The organism is Natrinema sp. SYSU A 869, assembly GCF_019879105.1.
Lineage (GTDB): Archaea > Halobacteriota > Halobacteria > Halobacteriales > Natrialbaceae > Natrinema.
The window spans coordinates 1,771,828-1,790,577 of the sequence record NZ_CP082249.1 but is presented as its reverse complement, the minus strand read 5'-3'; the positions used below and the strand labels follow the sequence as shown (position 1 = coordinate 1,790,577).

Sequence of the window (18,750 nt, the reverse complement as noted above, 5' to 3'; positions counted from 1 at the left end):
CACGAGTTCGCCGCGGCCCAGTGCGCGCCACCGCACGTGCATCACCCTTCGTTCCGAGCCGAGGCCGAACATTCCCGACTGAATAGCAAGGAACGGAGTTACTTTAGTACCGGAGCGCGAGCCACTCACTACCAATGAGCGATCGGCAGCCAGTTATTGTCCAGGCAGTCCGGACTCCACAGGGGAAACACGGTGGCGTCTACGCCGACACAGGTAGCGAAGAGCTCTCGGTTCCGCTGGTAAACGAAATGCTCGAGCGGACGGGACTCTCGGGCGCGGACGTCGACGACATCAGGTGGGGCTGTGCCAAGCAGGTCAACGAGCAGAGCAATAACATTGCACGGGTCATCGCCCTCCTGTCGGACCTCGGCGAGGAGGTGCCCGGCACCACCATCGACCGACTCTGTGCCTCCTCAGCGGAGGCGATCATGAGCGCGAGCGACGCGATTCGGGCGGGTCAGCGCGAGGTCATCGTCGCCGGCGGCGTCGAGAACATGTCCCGCAACGAGCGCCGGAAGGGGATCGACTCCTATGCCGGGATCGCCGAACAGTACGATGCGGCCGGCCTCGCGATGGGCCAAACCGCCGAGAACGTCGCCCGGGAGTACGACGTCTCCCGCGACCAGCAGGACGAGTACGGTGCCCGCAGCCAGCAGCGCGCGGTCGAGGCCACTGAGGCGGGAACGTTCGACGAGGAAATCGTCCCCATCGAGACCGAGGACGGCCTCATGGAGGAAGACGAGGGGCTCCGACCCGGCACCACGAAAGAGAAGATCGCCGGTCTGCCGCCCGCATTCCGGGAGGACGGCACCGTCACCGCCGCCAACGCCTCGCAGGTCTCCGACGGCGCTGCGGGGGTCCTGATCACGAGTAAGGAATTCGCCGAGGAACAGGGCCTCGAGATAATGGCGGAAATCGAAGATCACAACGTCGCCGGCGTCGACCCGACGGTGATGGGGATCGGTCCGGTGCCCGCAGTGCGGGGCATCTGGGAGCGAAACGGACGCGACGCCGACGACTACGATCTCGTCGAACTCAACGAGGCGTTCGCCAGCCAGACGATCTACTGCCGGGACGAACTCGGCTTCGACGACGATACCTTCAACGTCAACGGCGGCGCAATCGCTATCGGCCACCCGCTGGGTGCTTCGGGCGCTCGCCTCCCCGTCACCCTGATCCACGAACTCCAGCGGCGGGGCGGCGGGCTCGGTCTCTCGACGATGTGCGTCGGCTACGGACAGGGAGCAGCCGTCGAGTTCCGCGTACCGGAGCAGTAGGGACGGGTGGGCCGGACCCGTTCGGTCGAGTCGCGGTTCGTCTCCATTGGTACTCGTCGCTTGCGACACGTCCACTGCAAAAATACTGCTACGTTTCGCGTCGGGTCCGCGGTCTCGAGTCCCGCGCTACAGGATCTGGTCGGCGATGATGTTCTTCTGGATCTCGCTGGTGCCTTCGTAGATCTTCGTGATGCGGGCGTCGCGGTAGTAGCGCTCGGCGGGGTAATCCGTGACGTAGCCCGAGCCGCCGTGGACCTGGATGCCCTCGTCGGCGACTTCGACCGAGATTTCGGAGGCGAACAGCTTCGCCATGCTCGAGTACTGCGCGGCGACGTCCTGATTGTTCTGTTCGACCTGGGTCGCGGCGCGGTAGGTCAGCGAGCGGGCAGCTTCGACCTTGGTAGCCATTTCGGCGATCTTGTGCTGGATGGCCTGGAACTCGGAGATTTTCTGGTCGAACTGCTCGCGCTGGGTGGCGTACTCGATGGCGGCGTCGAGCGCACCCTGGGCAGCACCGACGGCCTGGGCGGCGACGCTGGTGCGGCCGGAGGCGAAGAACTCCATCAGCTGGTAGAAGCCCTTGTCGACGTCACCGATGACGTTCTCCTCGGGAATGCGGACGTCATCGATGACGACCTCGGCGAGGTCGGAGGCGCGGATGCCCAGCTTGTTGGTGATTTTCTCGGTTGTGATGCCGTCGCGGTCCATCTCGACGAGGAAGGCGGTGATACCCTTATGACCCGCATTGGGGCTCGTCTTGGCCATCAGGACGCCGACGTCAGCGACGGTCCCGTTGGTGATCCACATCTTGTTACCGTTGAGGACGTATTCGTCGCCATCTTTCTCGGCGACCGTTTCGATGCCAGCGACGTTCGACCCGTGGGCGGGCTCGGAGATCATGGAACAGGAGGCCGTCTCCCCGTTGGCGATCTTGGGCAGCCACTCCTCTTTCATCCACTCATCGCCGAACTCGATGATCATGTCAGTCCCGAAGCCGGCACTGCCGACGGCTGAGCCGATACCGGGGTCGGCTCGCCAGAGCTCTTCGGTGACGATCGTCGAAGAGATCTTGTCCATCCCGGCACCGTCGTACTCGAGCGGGATGTTCGGCGCGACGAAGTCGTATTCGGCGGCCTTCTTGCGCAGTTCTTCGGGGTACTTGTGTTCGCGGTCGTGTTCCTCGGCGACCGGTTTCAGCTCGTTTTCGCCGAACTCGCGGACGGCGTCGCGGATCGCGTTGTGTTCGTCTGACAGCTGGAACGTCATAATAGATTGCTTGGTGTCGTCTTACAAAGTAGCTTCGGATATCCCATCTTTTTGGTATTGTTAACTCAACCGTCCGATAGACAGCCATGATGGAAACTCGCCGGCAGACATCGATCCGATAGCCCGCCTCGTCGGGTCGCGATTACGCGTCGCCGCCCTCGTCGCGGAGTTCGAACTTCTGGACTTTGCCGGTGGTCGTTCGCGGGAGTTCCTTGACGAACTCGACCTCACGCGGGTGTTTGTACTCCGCGAGGTTCGTCAGGCAGTACTGTTTGATGTCTTCCGGCGTCGCCTCGGCGTCAGGCGTGGGAACGATGAAGGCCTTGATGGTCTCGCCGCGGCGCTCGTCCGGAACCCCGACGACGGCGGCGTCGGCGACGTCCGCGTGCTCGAAGAGCAACTCCTCGACCTCGCGCGGATAGACGTTATAGCCGCCGGTGACGATCATGTGCTTCTCCCGGTCAACGACGTAGAAGAAGTTATCCGCGTCCCAGTAGCCGATATCACCGGTGTGGAACCAGCGTTTGCCACCCTCCTCGGTGAAGGCTTCCTCGTTTGCTTCGGGCAAGCCGTAGTACTCCGTCATCACGTTGGGGCCGTGGATGACGAGTTCGCCCGTGATTTCGTGGAGGTCGGCCGCTCCGGCGGCGTCACCGCCTTCGCCTCGTCGCGTCTCCGACGCGACGCTCTCCTCGTCGATCGGGCCCTCCTCGACGCGCGGGACTTCTTCGAACTCCTCGGTGACGATCTTCGCCTCGACGCCCTCGAGTGGCTGGCCAATGCTCCCCTTCCGGCGGTTCTCGTTCGTGTTCGCGTGCGTGACCGGACTCGTCTCGGTTAGGCCATAGCCCTCGTTGAGCTGGATCCCCCACAGCTCCTCGAACCGCTCTAAGACCTCGCGGGGGAGACTCGAGCCCCCGGAGTTGGCGAAGCGCAGCGCCTCGAACTCGTACTCGTCGGCGTCGGGCTGGTTGATCATGTCGTTGAACATCGCGGGGACGGCAAACATGATCGTGATCTCGTCGTCCTCGAGCTGGTTCATCACTGTCGGGGCATCCCATTCGGGGACGGGGTAGTAGGTGCCGCCGCTGTACATCGCGCCGTTCATGACGACGGACATGCCGTAGATGTGGAACAGCGGGAGCGTGCCGATGAGTCGGTCGGAGGCCTGGAAGCCGCCCGGCGGAACGCTGGCGTTAGCCCGCGTCGTAAAGGCCAGATTGTGGTGGGTCAGCAGGACGCCCTTCGGCGTGCCGGTCGTCCCCGACGTGTAGGGCTGGACCGCGACATCGTCATCCGCGCGGTCGACGATTTCTTTCGTATCGTCCGCGAGGAAGTCATCGAACGCTGTCGCGCCATCGGCGTCCGCGCCCACGCTGACGATCTGCTCGACATCGGTGTCGTCCTCTACTTCGAGGACGGTGGGAACGAGGTCGGCCAGCGAGACGACCGCCTTCGCCCCGCTGTCGCCGAGCATGTGGCTGATCTCGCGGGCCTTGTACTGCGGGTTCATCGGGACGATGATCCCGCCAGCGCGCAACGTGCCGTAGAAGGCCGTGACGAATTGGGGCAGGTTCGGCAGGTAGATGCCGACGCGGTCACCCTCGCCGATGCCGCGGTCCTCGAGCGCCTGCGCGAACTGGCCCGCTCGCTCCCAGAACTCCTCGTAGGTCAGTTCGGTTCCCCGATACGCGATCGCGGCCGAATCCGGGTTCGCTTCCACGGTCTCGCCGACGTCAGTCACGAGATTTGTCATACCTTGTGTAGCGTCGTTTGAGGGCCACAAAAGGGTTGTTACTTTCGAAGTCCATTTATTTCGGTTGTTCCGAAAACTGGTCCTCGCGGGCAATGACGATCGCAGGCAATGGCGAGGCGCTGCTCACTCGAGCGCCGATGCGCCAGTCGGGGTCGCTGGCGAGACGGGCTCCGGTCGCCGCTCGGAACCGAACCCCGTCGCCGTCGTGACGTCGACCCATGTGACAACCGGTATCGCAATACCTATTGTGCCATTTGTCTAGGTCCACGTATGCTGGATTTCGTTCAGCTCGAGGAGGACCTCGGCCAGGAAGAACGGATGATCCGGGACACGGCCCGGGAATTCGTCGACGAACATGTCAAGCCCGACATCGGAGAGCACTTCGAGCAGGGAACGTTCCCGAAGGAACTCATCTCGAAGATGGGTGAACTCGGCTTCTACGCCCCCAATCTCGAGGGCTATGGCTCACCGAACGTCTCGGAGACGGCCTACGGGCTCTTGATGCAGGAACTCGAGGCAGGTGACTCGGGGCTGCGCTCGATGGCGTCGGTCCAGGGAGCGCTCGTCATGTATCCCATTCACGCCTACGGGAGCGAGGAACAGAAAGAGGAGTGGTTGCCGGACATGGGAGGGGCAAGGCGATCGGTTGTTTCGGTCTCACCGAACCCGAACACGGCTCGAACCCGTCGGCGATGGAGACCCGCGCCGAGCGCGACGGCGACGGCTACGTCCTCAGCGGCTCGAAGACGTGGATCACGAACTCGCCGATTGCCGACGTCGCCATCGTCTGGGCGCGCGATACATCGGCAGAGGACGATCCCGTTCGCGGGTTCCTTGTCGAGACCGACCGAGACGGCGTCACGACCAACAAGATCGACGACAAGCTCTCGCTGCGTGCCTCGATCACGGGCGAGATCGGTTTGAACAACGTTCACGTGCCCGAGGAGAACGTCCTCCCCGGTGTCACCGGCATGAAGGGGCCGCTGTCCTGTCTCACGCAGGCCCGCTACGGCATCGCTTGGGGCGCGGTCGGCGCGGCGCGAGACTGCTTCGAGGAGGCCCGCCAGTACGCGAAGGACCGCGACCAGTTCGGCGGCCCGATCGGTCGGTTCCAGCTCCAACAGCGCAAGCTCGCGGAGATGGGCACCCAGATCACGCTCGCTCAGCTGCTGGCCCACCGGCTCGCTGAACTCAAAGAGCGCGGCGAGATGCGACCACAGTACGTTTCGATGTCGAAGCGAAACAACGTCCGGATGGCCCGCAACCAGTCTCGGATCGCCCGCGAGATGCTCGGCGGCAACGGCATCACCACTGACTACTCGCCGATGCGTCACATGGCCAACATGGAAACGGTTTACACCTACGAGGGCACCCACGACATCCACACGCTCGTCCTCGGCGAGGAGTTCACCGGTATCCCCGCCTACCAGTAGCGACGCGAGCCGACGGTTCAACCCGTTTTCTTCGCTTTTCGTCTCCGTTTGTCTCGTTTCGTCCCTCGTCCGCGTTCGTCTTTCGGACTCGTCATCCGACTCGTCCCCTCGCCACGCTCGCTCGAACTCGAATCCGGGACGACCGTTCCGCTTGACGACACCTGTGTTTCAGTATCCGGAACATTGATTGTGGCGTGTGAATACCTCCGGATATGGGTACGGATCGGGACGAGACCGAGGCCGACGGGGTTGGTGTCTCAACGACGCGGAAAACGTTCGCACTCCTCGAGGCGCTCAAAGACGAGGAGGGGTCACGATCGCAGCGCTCACCGAGCGGACGACCCTCCCCAAGAGTACCGTCTATCGCCACCTCCAGACGCTGACCGATCTAGGCTACGTGATCGAGCGCGACGGGGAGTACTACCTCGGCTTCCGGTTCGTTGAACTCGGCGAACGGGCTCGATCCCGGAGAGTGGGATACACGGCCGCCAAGCGAGCGGTGTTCGAACTCGGGCAGGCGACCGATGAACGCGCGGTGTTCGTCGTCGAAGAGGACGGCGAGGCCGTCTACGTCCACCGCTACGGCAGCCTCTCGAACACGATGATCGGTCGCCGGCGGCCGCTCCACTCGATGGCGTCGGGCAAAGTCATTCTCGCGGAGTGGGATGACGACGCGGTCGCCGACTACATCGACACGGAGGGACTCGAGGCGAACACGGCGAACACGATCACCGATTCCGAGGCGCTATTCGACGAACTCAAGGGCATCCGCGAGCGGGGATATGCAGTCAATGATCAGGAACACATGGATGGGCTTCGGGGCGTCGCCGTTCCCGTCTATACGCCCGACGACGAATTTCTCGGTGGACTGGGCGTCTTCGGGCCGACCAGCCGGTTCACCGACGAGTGCGTCCACGACGAGCTTCCGACCCGGCTTCGAGACAAAGCCGGTGAGATCAAGGTGACGCTCGCGTACGGCTAACAGATCGTATTTCGCTAGGCGAAATACTGGCCGTGCAGGTCGAACGTGAGAGCTGCACGATCGGTATCAACCGCTGAGAGACCATATATCGGGATAGAAATCTCGGTTTCCGAATTGTCTGTTTCGGAAAGAGAAACGATCGAAAACATCATCGAAACGACTTTCATCGTCTTCTGGAATGTCCCATCCGATGACCGAGCAGCACACGGCTCCGGGACCGGATCCGAAAGTCTTGCGTCTCATCCGGACGTACAACCTTGAGGGCGTCGGCGACGAACTCGAGGCGCAATGGACTCATTCGGAGAATCGAACGAGTCTGCGGGCGCTCGCCGAGTCGTTCAATGAGCGACTCCTCCGGACCGTACTCGCCGACGCCGACGTCGATCCACTCACCGACGACGTCGGCCGGCTGTACGCCCTCCTCGAGGGGGAGGAAGGCACCCGTGGCGAGCAAACTGCGGCCAGACGCCGACTCGAGCGAGCAGGTATCGATGTCGAGACGCTACGATCGGAGTTCGTCTCCTACGGCGCGATCCGGTCGTATCTCACGGGCTACCGGGACGCATCGCTCCCGGACACCGACGAGAATACCCGGGAGACGGAGTCCCGAACGATCGAGGGCCTCCGCCAGCGGACGGTCGCCGTGACTGAGAGCAAACTCGCTCGGCTGCGAGACGCCGGGCACTTACAACTCGGCTCACACCGCGTCCTCGCCGACGTGCAGGTCCTCTGTGAGGAGTGTGGCCGACAGTACGACGTCGCCACGTTGCTCGAGACCGGTGCCTGCGACTGTCGCGATCCGTAGTCGCTCGCCTCCGTCCGAGCGCTCAGTCAAAAAGCGTGACAATCGTACCGCTGTTATGGGTTCGGGACAGTTCGCGGCTCTCTCCCCCATCGGTCGCTCTCGTCCGAGTTCTGATTTCCATAATATATCTCTCACTGGTAATTTTGTAGGCCGACGATGGAGTCATTGATCATACGGAAACTTCACGAACTCCCTCAAATTGGGGTCCGGGGCGCTTGTACCCAGTCTTAACTGAAAACCTGAGATATGCCGCTCGAACTTTCGATCTTCTTTCGAAGCGGAGCATATGGGCTTGTGATTCGGTAACAAGCACATTTCGAGTTACAGACGAATACCGATGCAGTACAGGAAAGAATACATTGGATATAAAATAGTTCTATGAACATATAGAATTGAATAGATCTTCGTAAAGAAGTCGCCCGAAAGACGGGTTCGGTCGACCAGGTAAGCGAGAGCGATCGGATCGTCCGAGGGTTTATCAGTCAATCCGCGGCCAAGGATGGTATGTCGGATCAATCCCGACGACCGCGACGGACAGTCCTCCGAACAGTCGGCGCACTCTGCATGGGAGCGATCGCCGCAGTGACGACCGCTGGTGCGAGTCCCGGGGAGTTGCCTGACCGACCCGATCACGCACCGAGTGCAGGGCGCACACGGCCCCCATCTCACGGCACGTCTTCGGCGGATGGCGCGATCAGCGATATCCTCGAGGGCTCCGATCTGTACATCGGCGTCGTCGACCGGATCGTTGACGGAGAGCACGTCGTCCTCCTGCTCGAGGACGGCGAAGCGGTCGTCGAGCAGCTCGTATTATCAGTCGACCGGTTCGACGATATCGAGCCGGACGACATCTTGTTGACTGCCGCCACAGACGGCGAGTTGCACGCGTATCGACACGTTCCCTCGAAACCCAACGGGTGTCCCGACCCCGATTTCCAACGCCTCTCAGCCGATGAGTGAGACGAACGCCGTGTGAACGGTCGACCGAAGCGAGGCATTTGCCACCGCTCGAGCCCGTTCATGGCGGTGGCGTCCCCGCCACTATTGCTGGTTGTGAACCCATCGCACCGGCCGGAATCAGCAAGTACAATGCGTAATGCTCAGAGTCGCATTGATCTAGATACGATGGCAGAAACGTCCTCGTTCGGGATCAGGTTAGATCGACCAGGTACTACTGGCCTCCGCGCCGCGTTTTTCGGTGTCTGGTTCGTCGATCTCGTCGCGACGATCCTGTTTTTCACCGTCCCGTACGCCTACGAGATCAATCCCGTTACGGTTTGGCTTCACGGCCTCTTCGGACTCGCTGGCGTCGTTCTCGCGGCTCTCATCTATGCCGGGTTCGTGCTCGTGATCGGCTATATCCTTTCGAGGCCGTTCGACGTCGGCTTCGTCCTGACCGTCGTGGTCCTGTATGCCCTCTTCGCGAGCAATAACGTCGTTCTCCTGGTGTCTCGCGAACCATTGCTGGCACCGATCGTACCGTAATCGAGACGGATTTCTCGTGTGCCAACCCGCCCGCTCGAGGAGAAGACCGAGGCGAACGGCCCTCGAACGGGTAGCTGTGAACGCGTCACTGGTGGCCCCGCGACAGCATCGATCGGGGCGTTCCGGGACAAGGTTGAAGCCCTTCCGTGCCGATGCAACGGGCGGTTCACAGAGAACGTTCACTCGTGTTACCGCTCGAGCCCGACGAGCAGTGGGACCTCGCGAAGCAAGTCGGCGTCACCAGTGCCGTCGTCCACCCTCAAGATTGGCGATGGGAGTCGTCCCGCCGACGAGACGCTCTTGCGCTGGACGGAGCACTTCGCCGATGCGGGGATCGACGTGGCCATCGTCAAGAACGTATCCCACTGACGGACACGACGCGACTGGGCAAACCGGCCGCGATGAGGAAATAGTGCAGTTCTGTTCCTTCCTACCCACTCTCGGCCGACTTGGCGTCTCGGTCGTCTGCCGTGACTGTGTCTATATGGTAGTGACAACGTGACGCGGACCGAGCGTTGTTGTTGTCGCCAGCCCCTGCTCAAGCGAGTGGTCGGAACGTCCGCCGTTCTCTTGAACCGCGACTATCCGGTCATATCCCTCTTGCGGCGGTATGTTTTAATACTGACGAGTGGGCAAGGATAGGTATGCGTCGCCATACCGGTCCGCCGTCGAGGGTGAGACGATGAACGCGTCCGAGGAGTTCTGGGACATCCTCTGTGGCCATGCCTCGTACTTCTATCTCATGCTCGTCGTCGTCACCGTGATGGGCGTCCTGAATGGGGCGGCGATGGCACTCGGTGAGCAGTCCGAGGGCGCGTTCGTCGTCTCGTTGCTGGTCTTCGGGATTCTCGGGCTCACGGGAGTCGGCCTCGCCGTCGTCCTGTGGCAGTGCAACCGACGGTCGCCGTAGCGTCTTCTATCTCCTGCCACAGTCTCTCACGTCACCGTCAGCCGCGCCACCGCCCGCTGTGCCGACTCGAGTCGGCCGGGTGACCGGTGCATTCTTTTGCTTGTCGATAATGGGTGTTAGCCATGTCCATGCAGGCCCCGGACGATCAGGTACTCCTCGAGACCGCACAGAACGACCCTGAGAATGTCGATATCGATGCAGTCGTCGCACTACTCGATGCTGAGCAGGGGCAAGTTCGCACCACCGCGTTGCAGTGCTTGCGCGTCGTGGCCGCCGACGATCCGGGCCGCGTCGCTGCGGTCAGCGACAGTGTCATCGAACGACTCGACGACGAGTTTCCTGTCGTGGGGAGCATCGCTACCGCCGTCCTCGCACCCGTCGCGGACGAACATCCGGATGCAGTCCGTCCGGCACTCCCGCTGTTGGTCGACAAACTCGACGAACACCCGCCACAGACCGGTCACAGAGCGGTGCGAGCGTTGACGCCGTTGCTCGAGGCCGATCCGACCGAGCTCGTCCCAGCGGCGGACGCCCTGCTCGACGTGGTAGCCGATCCGCCGGCGGTCTGGGCACCAGAGTCAGCGGAACTGCGCGAGCGACCCAGTGAACAGCGAGACGCAATTACGGACCTCTTGGCGTCCCGGCGAGACGAGATCGCGAAAGACAGAGCGCGCGTAAACGGGATACGGGAGTTCGCGGCACACGCACTCGTCGAGGTCACGGCGACTGCACCCGATGCTATCGCCGACCGTCTCGACGAGCTTTCGCCCGCCCTCTCGAATGACCCGCCGCTCGCTCGCGCGGCGACCATCGACGCCATCGCGAACGTCGCCGCGGATAATCCCACGGCTGCGACGCCGACAGTCAACGCATTGATCGACCGACTCGCGGACGACGCCGAGTTCGTTCGCGCACACGCGGTCCGCGCGCTGGGGTTCGCCGAGGCGACCGACGCGATTCGACCACTCCGAGAACTAGCCGACGAGGGCGACGATGAGTTCCACGACCTTGCCGAGGAAACAGCCGACTGGCTCGCCGAGCGGACCGACTGGTCGGCCGATTGAAATCGCATCTTCTGTCGTTCGGTGCTCTCGTCGTTCGGATCGCGGATTCCCAGCATAATCACTCCGGGATGTATTTTCCCTCCCAGAACGTATATTTACTCCGGTTGCTAGTTCACATTAAATACATCCCTACACTTATGTATGTGCGTCATTGACTAGGGATGTATGGTCGCCAGTCCAACAAGTGGGGGCTATAGCGATATAGTATCCCGCCGCGAATTCGTATCGTTCGCTGGTGTGACGGGGGTTGCCGCGGTCGCCGGCTGTCTCGGTGGCGGCACCGACGACGGCAACTGGTTCCTCGCCACTCAGACTGATTTTCCCGCCAGCAACTACCACTGGAACCTCCTCGTCGGCTGGGAGATCCCACACGACCAGTTCGGTCTGTACGCCCAGTGGACCCAGTACCTGATCGAGGACGACGAGTTTCACCCGCATCTCATTCAGGAGTGGAATCACGACAACGGGGAGATGGCGCTGTCCCTCTCCGAGGAGTTCACCTGGGGCAACGGTGACGACGTTACCGCAGACGACCTCGTCTTCCAACTCGAGGTCTTCGAGGCGGCGGACCAGCCGATCTGGCAGTTCATCGACGACGCCGAGGCGACCGGCGACTACGAGTTGACGGTCTCCTATCCCGAGGGAACGAACACGGATCTCGTCGATTACGCGCTGCTGGGCGAATTAGCCGCCTACTCGCCGGACGACTTCGAGGATGAGAACTGGGAGGACGACCCCGCAGGCGTCGATATCGAAACCCCCGATCCGTCGGGGCCGCTCGCGTTGACGGAACACAACGACACCTACTCCCAGACCGAACCTCGAGACGGCCTCGAGGACTACGCCGATCACCATCTAGCGGATCGCTACAACTGGGACGGCTACCGGGTCGAGTTCCGAGACGGCAACAACGCTGCCCACGAGTCGCTGATCAACAACGAGACCGACGGGCAACACAGCCTGTTTACCCCGCCGGACGTCCTCGAGGAGTTCCCCGACGACGTCCACGAGTTCCAAGTTCCGGGCGGTTTCGGCATGGCAATCTGGTTCGATCACGACGTCGAACCCTGGGACCAGCGGGCGGTCAGACAGGCGTTTTACCACTCGATCGACCGCGAGTCGGTCATTAGGAGCGTCGGCGAGAGCACGAAGATCAGCCACCATCCCGCGCCGACCGGGCTCACGTGGGCGAGCGTCGAGAACTGGCTTGGATCCACCGAACCCGAGGGCTTCACCGTCTACGACCACGACCCGGAGCGGGCCGAAGAACTGCTCAACGAGGCCGGCTACGAGATGGGTGAGATCAGTGTCGAACTGACCTATCCACAGACCTGGTCCGACTGGGCGAACGCCGCCCAGACCGTCGTTGACCATCTCAACCAGACCGGCTGGGACGCGTCCGGTGATCCCCGGTCCGAGGGTCCCGGGAGCTACGTGGGCTCCGGCCCCGAGGTCTTCATCGACCAGCACACGGAGGGCGGCGCACCCCGCATGAACCATCCGTACTTCTCGCTCGACTACATCCTCCGGAATCGGCTGCGCGACACCGAGAGCCACTTCGCCAACTACCCGACCGAGGTCGAGATCGACGGGGAGACGATCGACGTCGAGTCGGACCTGCAGGCACTCGCGACGACCACCGACGAGGCCGAACAAGAGGCAATCGTCGAGCGGCTGGCCCGAGTCGTCAACGAGGACGTTCCCTGCGTCTACATCATGGAGAAGTACGAGCAGTCGTTCGTCAACGGTGCCCGATTCGAGATTCCCGATGACGACATTTCCCACTTCTACTCCTACTGGCCGATGTGGTGGCTCCCCAAGATCGACGAGAGCCTCGAGGGATACGATTCGCCCGGGCTGTTGAAGTTCGACGACTGACCGGATCGCACATTGTTTTTGCTATGAACTGGTACATCAAGCGGACCGGACAAGCACTGTTCACGCTCTGGGCGGTCGTCACGATCGCGTTCGGGCTGGCCTGGAGCGTTCCAGGATCGCTCGTCGATCACATGGTTGATCGGATCGTCCAGAACAGCAACATCGACCCGGAAGTCGTGCGTCAATCGATCGAGAGCCGCCTCATGTTCGACCCGGACGCGTCGGTGACCGAGGCGTACGTGACGTACATGTCGGAACTGCTCGACGGAAATCTGGGCTACTCGTTCGTGGCCGGCCAAGACGTCAGTACGACGCTCGCCGAGGCCGTCCCGTGGACGCTGCTCGTGATGTCGCTCGCGACGCTGGGCATGTTCTCGATCTCCCTGGCTCTCGGCGCGATCATGGCCTACCGGGAGGGATCGACGTTCGATCTGGCGAACACGATCGTCGGCATCATCACGACCTCGATTCCCTACTTCGTCGCTGCGTTTCTGTTGATCCTCTGGGTCGGCCACAGCGACGCACCGATCCTCGACCTGTTCCCGCCGCGCGGGCGGCAGCCACCACGGGTCGACCCCGGCCTCACCCTCGAGTTCGTCACGGGTGCGCTCAGACACGCGACGCTACCGGCCCTGTCGTATATTATCACCGGCTACGGACTGCTCGCCCTCTCGATGCGGGGCAACAGCATCCAGACGCTCGGCGAGGACTACGTCCGGGTCGCCGAACTCCGCGGCCTGCCCTCGCGGCGGATCGCGCTTCGCTATGTCGGACGTAACGCCGTGTTGCCGCTCTACACCAGCCTGCTCCTCTCGATCGGGTTCATGCTGGGGTCGTCGGTCGTGCTGGAACAGATCTTCCAGTACCACGGCGTCGGCTACTGGATGTTCGAGGCGATCAACGACAACGACGTCCCGCTGATGATGGGGACGTTCATCGTGATCACGATCTGCGTCGTGATCGCGACGTTCGTCGCTGATATCACGTACAGCATGCTAGATCCACGGATCAAATCGGGTGATGACGGTGAAGCGTACTGAGGACGATACCCACACCGACGACGATTGCCGGACGGACGACGGCCCCCGAAGTGATGGGAGCCACGGCGACTCTCACACAGACGATGGCCCGCGTACTGACGGCGGGACCACCGGAATGTTCGGCGAGTCGGAATTCACGGAGATTACCCGCCGTCAGCAGGCACGCGAGCTACTCGAGGAGTCGGTCGTCGCCCCGTTCAAAGTGGCGTGGTCCGATTGGCGAACGAAGGTCGCGTTGATCCTCCTCACGACCTTCGTCGCGACGGCAATCCTCGTCTGGCTCCACCAGCTGAGGTACACCGTGTTGAACGACGTGCTCCGACTCCTCGGCTCGCCCTGGCAACTCGAGGCACCGCAGAGCCCGGTCTCATTGGAGCAAGATCAGGTGGGGGTCAGACCGTTTCAGGACTGGCGCTACCCGCTGGGGACCTTCGACAACGGCGTCGGGATCCTCTCGGGGCTGCTCTGGGCGACACCCGGAATGCTCCAGATGATCCTCGCCGGCGGGGTCTTCTCGACGGCCATGGCGACTGTTGTCGGGACGGTTTCGGGATACAAGGGCGGTACCGTCGAGTCGGTGCTGAACACGATCGTCGACGTCGCGATGTCGATCCCCGGCCTGCCGCTGGTCGTCGTGCTCGTGGCGATCATTCAGCCCTCTTCGCCGTACGTGATCGGGATCCTCATCACGGTCAACGTCTGGGCGGGGCTCGCGCGGACGATCCACTCGCAGGTGCTGTCCCTGCGCGAGAAGTCCTACGTCGAGGCGTCGCGCACAATGGGGATCTCGTCCCCACAGATCATCCGGAAGGACATCCTACCGAACCTGATGCCGTACGTGACGGTCAACTTCGTCTACGCGGCTCGCCGGGTCGTCTACGACAGCATCGCGCTGTACTATCTGGGGCTACTCGGCGGCAGTACGGCCGAGAACTGGGGCGTGATGCTCGACTGGGCGTACAACGTCAACAACGCCCTGTCCGTCTCGGGTAAGTCGTATATGATTCTCTTCCCGATGCTCCCGATCATCGTGTTGTCGATGGCGCTGATCCTCCTCTCACAGGGACCGACCGCCTGTTCAACCCGCGGGTCCGTACCCGCCACGAGGGCGAGACGATCCAGGAAGACGATACCGACCACGAGGTCAACCCACCGGTATAAGCAATGACTGAACGAGACACCCAACCCACGTACACGCAGACGACGACACGCGGTACAGACAGTACGACCGATCGAACGCGCGATGCGGACGGCGCGACCGACCGAATCCTCGAGATACGGGACGCCGAGGTCGCCTTCGAGATGGATCGCGGTGTCTCTCGCGTGCTGGACGACGTCGACCTCGACGTTCGGCGCGGCGAGATCATCGGCGTCGTCGGCGAGAGCGGCAGCGGCAAGTCGATGCTTGCCTCGTCGATGCTGGACGCGGTGGTCGACCCCGGCGTCCTGTCAGGCGAAATCACCTACTATCCCGAGGATAGCGAGCCCGTCGACGTCCTCGAACTCAGCGATCGAGCGCTGAAGGGACTGCGCTGGGAGGAAATCTCCATGGTGTTCCAGGGCGCAATGAGTTCGTTCAACCCGACTATGGGGGTCCGCAAGCACTTCGAGGAGACGCTCGAGGCCCACGAGTACGACGTCGAGGCCGGAATGGATCGCGCCCGCGAACTCCTCTCGGACCTCTACCTCGAGCCCGAACGCGTCCTCGATTCCTACCCGCACGAACTCAGCGGCGGCATGCAACAGCGGGCGCTGATCGCGCTCTCGCTCGTCCTCGAGCCGGCAGTGCTCGTGATGGACGAGCCGACGGCGGCGCTGGACCTGCTGATGCAGCGCTCGATCCTCTCCTTGCTCGAGGCCCTCCAGGAGAAGTACGATCTGACGATGGTGTTCATCACGCACGATCTGCCGCTGGTCGCCGAACTGGCCGACCGGATCGCCGTCTTGTACGCCTTCGAACTGATTGAACTCGGCCCGACCGAGGAGATCTTACACCGCGCCGCGCACCCCTACACGCGGGCCCTGCTGAACGCGACGCCGAACCTCGACGCGCCGCTTTCCGAGATGCGACCGATCGAGGGCTCGGCCCCAGACCCGGTCGACGTCCCCGCGGGTTGTTCCTATCATCCGCGCTGTCCCCTCGCCGACGAGACCTGCGTCGCCGACGACCCGGCCTTCCAGCAGGCCAGTGAGGACCACGAGACCGCGTGCTTCCACTGGCAGGACGCGGCCGACGAGGTACCGTTCACTGTCGACGCAGCGGACGGGGATCCGCAGGCGTCGGTCACGGAGGAGCAGCGATGACCGGGGAGCCGCTTGTCTCGCTCGAGGAGTGCGAGGTCCACTTCGAGGAGAGTCAGGGGCTGCTCGAGTTCAGCGATCCGGAGACCGTCAGAGCCGTCGACGGCGTCTCGCTGGATATCGGGGAAAACGACGTCGTCGCCCTCGTCGGGGAGTCGGGCTGCGGGAAGACCACGCTCGGAAAGACGGCGATCGGACTCCAGCGGCCGACCGGCGGTAGCGTCCGGTATCGCGGACAGGACGTCTGGGACACGAAGGACGGCCGCGGTGATGTGACGATTCCCCACGACGAGATCCGCCGCGCGCTCCAGATCATCCATCAGGACCCCGGGAGCGCACTCAACCCGAACCGCCGGGTGCTGAAGATCCTCGAGGCCCCGCTCAAACGCTGGCAGGCCGACATGAGCGCCGGTGACCGCCGCCGAGAGGTGCTCTCGATGCTCGAGCGCGTCGGGATGACGCCGCCGAGCGACTACGCCGGCCGCTACCCCCACCAGCTCTCGGGCGGCGAGCAACAGCGCGTCGCGCTCGTCCGTGCGCTGTTGATGGATCCAGATCTGATCTTGGCTGACGAGGCCATCTCGGCGCTGGACGTCTCCCTGCGCGTCGAGATGATGGACCTGCTGCTCGAGTTGCAGGGACAGTTCGATACGTCGTTCGTGTTCGTCTCGCATGACCTCTCGAACGCGCGGTATCTGGCGTCCCACGCCAGCGGTCGGATCGGCGTGATGTACCTCGGCCAACTGGTCGAGATCGGTCCCGCCGAACGGGTGATCAACGACCCGAAACACCCCTACACGAAGGTGCTCAGGTGGGCGACGCCGGACCTCCACGCCGGCACCGACGCCGCGGAGCCGCCCGTTCGAACGATCGACATTCCAGATCCGACGGATCCGCCAAGCGGCTGTCGGTTCCACACACGGTGTCCCGAGGCCCGCGAGGCATGCCGGCGCACCGACCCAGACTCCGTCCATCTGGGGACGACCACGAGGTAGCGTGCTTCCGTGAGGTCTCCGACCACGAGTACTGGTCGACGCCGCCGCTGGCCGACGACGGCGACCCGAGCGACGGTGGGTCCCAGTCTCCATCCCAGTCTACGGACTGACCGCTCTCCGTCGCCGTTCGATTCGACTCGCGTCGTCCCTTCTCTCGAGCACCTAATTTTAAGAGGTGTCGAACCAATTAAACGAAGGAATGACTGGTCGAGAACGACCTTCCGAGAGCGACGACTGTCCGATACCCGATCCCGAGAGCCTGACGCTGACCGAGAAGGTTGGTCAGCTCGTCGGGGCGTACGTCGGATCGATGGGTGATACCGAACTGAGCGTCGACGACACGGCGGCGCTCGTACGCGATGAGGGCGTCGGGACGATCGCGGCATTCGGGATCGGTATTTCCCCGCATCGCGACCCCCGACGAGTCGCCGAGATCGCCAACCGATTACAGCGAGTCGCGATAGAGGAGACGCACCACGGAATCCCGTTGTTGCTCCCCGTCGACGCCGTCCACGGCCACGCGTACGTCGACGGGGCGACGGTGTTCCCTCACGGTCTGGGCGTCGCAGCGACCCGAAACCCGGCGAACGCGCGTCTGGCCGGCGAGATCACAGCTGCGGAGATGCGTGCAACGGGTGCAAATCTGAACTACGGCCCAACCTGCGACGTGGCTCGCGATCCGCGCTGGGGCCGCACCTTCGAGACCTTCGGCGAGAGCCCGCTGCTCTGTGGCGCGTTCGCCGGCGCGACCGTTCGCGGACTCGAGTCGGAGGCGGACGGCCCGCGGGTCGCCGCGACGGCGAAACACTTCCCCGCCTACGGCGACCCCGCGGGCGGCGAGGACGCCGCGGCGGTGGATCGCTCGGCGAGCACGATCCACCGGCTGTTCGTCCCGCCGTTCGCCCGGGCCATCGACGCCGGGGCGTCGGTCGTGATGCCGTGTTACAACTCGATCGACGGCGAGCCGGCCCACGGTTCCCGGCGGTACCTCATCGAACTCCTGCGCGAACGGCTCGGGTTCAACGGTGCCGTCGCCTCGGACTGGGGCGGGATCGACCATCTCCACGAGGACCACCGCGTGACGGCGTCGCAGCGGGATTCGGCGCGAACGGCCGTTGACGCGGGGCTCGACCTGATCTCGATCGGCCGCGACGAGTACACCGCCCACATTCGGGACCTCGTCGAGGCCGGTGACCTCTCCGAAGCGCGCATCGACGACGCGGTCTCCCGAATCCTCGAGCTGAAGGCGTCGCTCGGCCTCTTCGAGGACCCCTACGTCGACGTCGAGCGGGTTCGGACGACGGTCGGCGCGTCGGCCCACCGGCGGGCCGCACTCCAGGCGGCCCGCGAGTCACAGACCCTCCTCGAGAACGGCGGCGTGCTTCCGCTGGCCGACGACCTCGATTCGATTCTCGTCGCGGGGCCGAACGCCGACTCCCTGTGCAACCAGTACGGCGGCTGGAGCGTGCAGGATCCCGATCCGGACTCGGGGACGACGGTGCTCGAGGGGATCGCGGGCCGCGCCGGCGACGAGACGACGGTCCAATACGAGCAGGGA

The 18,750-nt window shown here is 63.3% G+C and carries 14 protein-coding genes and 4 pseudogenes; 15 read left to right on the top strand and 3 right to left on the bottom strand.

Translation table 11 applies throughout. The features are described 5' to 3' along the window. Nucleotides 1–134: 134 nt before the first annotated feature. Complete coding sequence (locus tag K6I40_RS17125) at nt 135–1,277, top strand: thiolase family protein (protein WP_222920194.1); 1,143 nt, start codon at nt 135–137, stop codon at nt 1,275–1,277. A 126-nt stretch (nt 1,278–1,403) separates the two neighbouring features. On the opposite strand, the gene K6I40_RS17120 is transcribed toward K6I40_RS17125, so the two are convergent. From K6I40_RS17120 to K6I40_RS17110, 3 genes are all read right to left on the bottom strand, one after another. Continuing rightward, nucleotides 1,404–2,543, bottom strand: a complete 1,140-nt coding sequence (locus K6I40_RS17120) for an acyl-CoA dehydrogenase family protein (RefSeq protein ID WP_222920193.1) — start codon at nt 2,541–2,543, stop codon at nt 1,404–1,406. Between the two features lie 142 nt (nt 2,544–2,685). After that, nucleotides 2,686–4,299: a long-chain fatty acid--CoA ligase gene (locus tag K6I40_RS17115; RefSeq protein ID WP_222920192.1), complete on the bottom strand. Its 1,614-nt coding sequence runs from the start codon at nt 4,297–4,299 to the stop codon at nt 2,686–2,688. 55 nt (nt 4,300–4,354) lie between these two features. Further along, nucleotides 4,355–4,519: a hypothetical protein gene (locus K6I40_RS17110; protein ID WP_222920191.1), complete on the bottom strand. Its 165-nt coding sequence runs from the start codon at nt 4,517–4,519 to the stop codon at nt 4,355–4,357. 98 nt (nt 4,520–4,617) lie between these two features. Here K6I40_RS17110 and K6I40_RS17105 point away from each other — a divergent pair. The 14 genes and pseudogenes from K6I40_RS17105 to K6I40_RS29035 all read left to right on the top strand — a co-directional run. After that, nucleotides 4,618–5,732: pseudogene (locus K6I40_RS17105) on the top strand (acyl-CoA dehydrogenase family protein). Between the two features lie 212 nt (nt 5,733–5,944). Beyond that, a pseudogene (locus K6I40_RS17100) lies at nt 5,945–6,714 on the top strand (IclR family transcriptional regulator). Between the two features lie 190 nt (nt 6,715–6,904). Further along, nucleotides 6,905–7,519 (top strand): rod-determining factor RdfA, encoded by a 615-nt coding sequence (gene rdfA, locus K6I40_RS17095; RefSeq protein ID WP_222920190.1) that lies wholly within the window; start codon nt 6,905–6,907, stop codon nt 7,517–7,519. Nucleotides 7,520–8,023: 504 nt separating this feature from the next. Next, nucleotides 8,024–8,479: a hypothetical protein gene (locus K6I40_RS17090; protein ID WP_222920189.1), complete on the top strand. Its 456-nt coding sequence runs from the start codon at nt 8,024–8,026 to the stop codon at nt 8,477–8,479. 165 nt (nt 8,480–8,644) lie between these two features. Beyond that, nucleotides 8,645–9,004 carry a hypothetical protein gene (locus K6I40_RS17085; protein ID WP_222920188.1) on the top strand — a complete coding sequence of 120 codons (360 nt, stop codon included), beginning with the start codon at nt 8,645–8,647 and terminating at the stop codon, nt 9,002–9,004. Between the two features lie 18 nt (nt 9,005–9,022). Then, nucleotides 9,023–9,373 carry a hypothetical protein gene (locus K6I40_RS17080; RefSeq protein WP_222920187.1) on the top strand — a complete coding sequence of 117 codons (351 nt, stop codon included), beginning with the start codon at nt 9,023–9,025 and terminating at the stop codon, nt 9,371–9,373. Nucleotides 9,374–9,686: 313 nt separating this feature from the next. After that, complete coding sequence (locus K6I40_RS17075; RefSeq protein ID WP_222920186.1) at nt 9,687–9,914, top strand: hypothetical protein; 228 nt, start codon at nt 9,687–9,689, stop codon at nt 9,912–9,914. Between the two features lie 122 nt (nt 9,915–10,036). Further along, nucleotides 10,037–10,978 carry a HEAT repeat domain-containing protein gene (locus K6I40_RS17070; protein WP_222920185.1) on the top strand — a complete coding sequence of 314 codons (942 nt, stop codon included), beginning with the start codon at nt 10,037–10,039 and terminating at the stop codon, nt 10,976–10,978. Nucleotides 10,979–11,215: 237 nt separating this feature from the next. Further along, nucleotides 11,216–12,856 carry an ABC transporter substrate-binding protein gene (locus K6I40_RS17065; protein WP_222920184.1) on the top strand — a complete coding sequence of 547 codons (1,641 nt, stop codon included), beginning with the start codon at nt 11,216–11,218 and terminating at the stop codon, nt 12,854–12,856. Nucleotides 12,857–12,879: 23 nt separating this feature from the next. Beyond that, nucleotides 12,880–13,896: an ABC transporter permease gene (locus K6I40_RS17060; protein ID WP_222920183.1), complete on the top strand. Its 1,017-nt coding sequence runs from the start codon at nt 12,880–12,882 to the stop codon at nt 13,894–13,896. Next, nucleotides 13,877–15,064, top strand: coding sequence for an ABC transporter permease (locus K6I40_RS17055; RefSeq protein ID WP_222920182.1), 1,188 nt, complete (start codon nt 13,877–13,879; stop codon nt 15,062–15,064). The genes K6I40_RS17060 and K6I40_RS17055 overlap by 20 nt, the downstream gene beginning before the upstream one ends. After that, entirely contained in the window at nt 15,061–16,200 is a 1,140-nt protein-coding gene (locus K6I40_RS17050; protein WP_222920181.1) for an ABC transporter ATP-binding protein, read from the top strand. Before K6I40_RS17055 ends, K6I40_RS17050 begins: the two co-directional genes overlap by 4 nt. Next, nucleotides 16,197–17,302, top strand: a pseudogene (locus tag K6I40_RS17045) (ABC transporter ATP-binding protein). Before K6I40_RS17050 ends, K6I40_RS17045 begins: the two are co-directional and overlap by 4 nt. Before the next feature lie 89 nt (nt 17,303–17,391). Beyond that, a pseudogene (locus tag K6I40_RS29035) lies at nt 17,392–18,375 on the top strand (glycoside hydrolase family 3 N-terminal domain-containing protein); the annotation flags it as partial. Between the last annotated feature and the right edge of the window lie 375 nt (nt 18,376–18,750).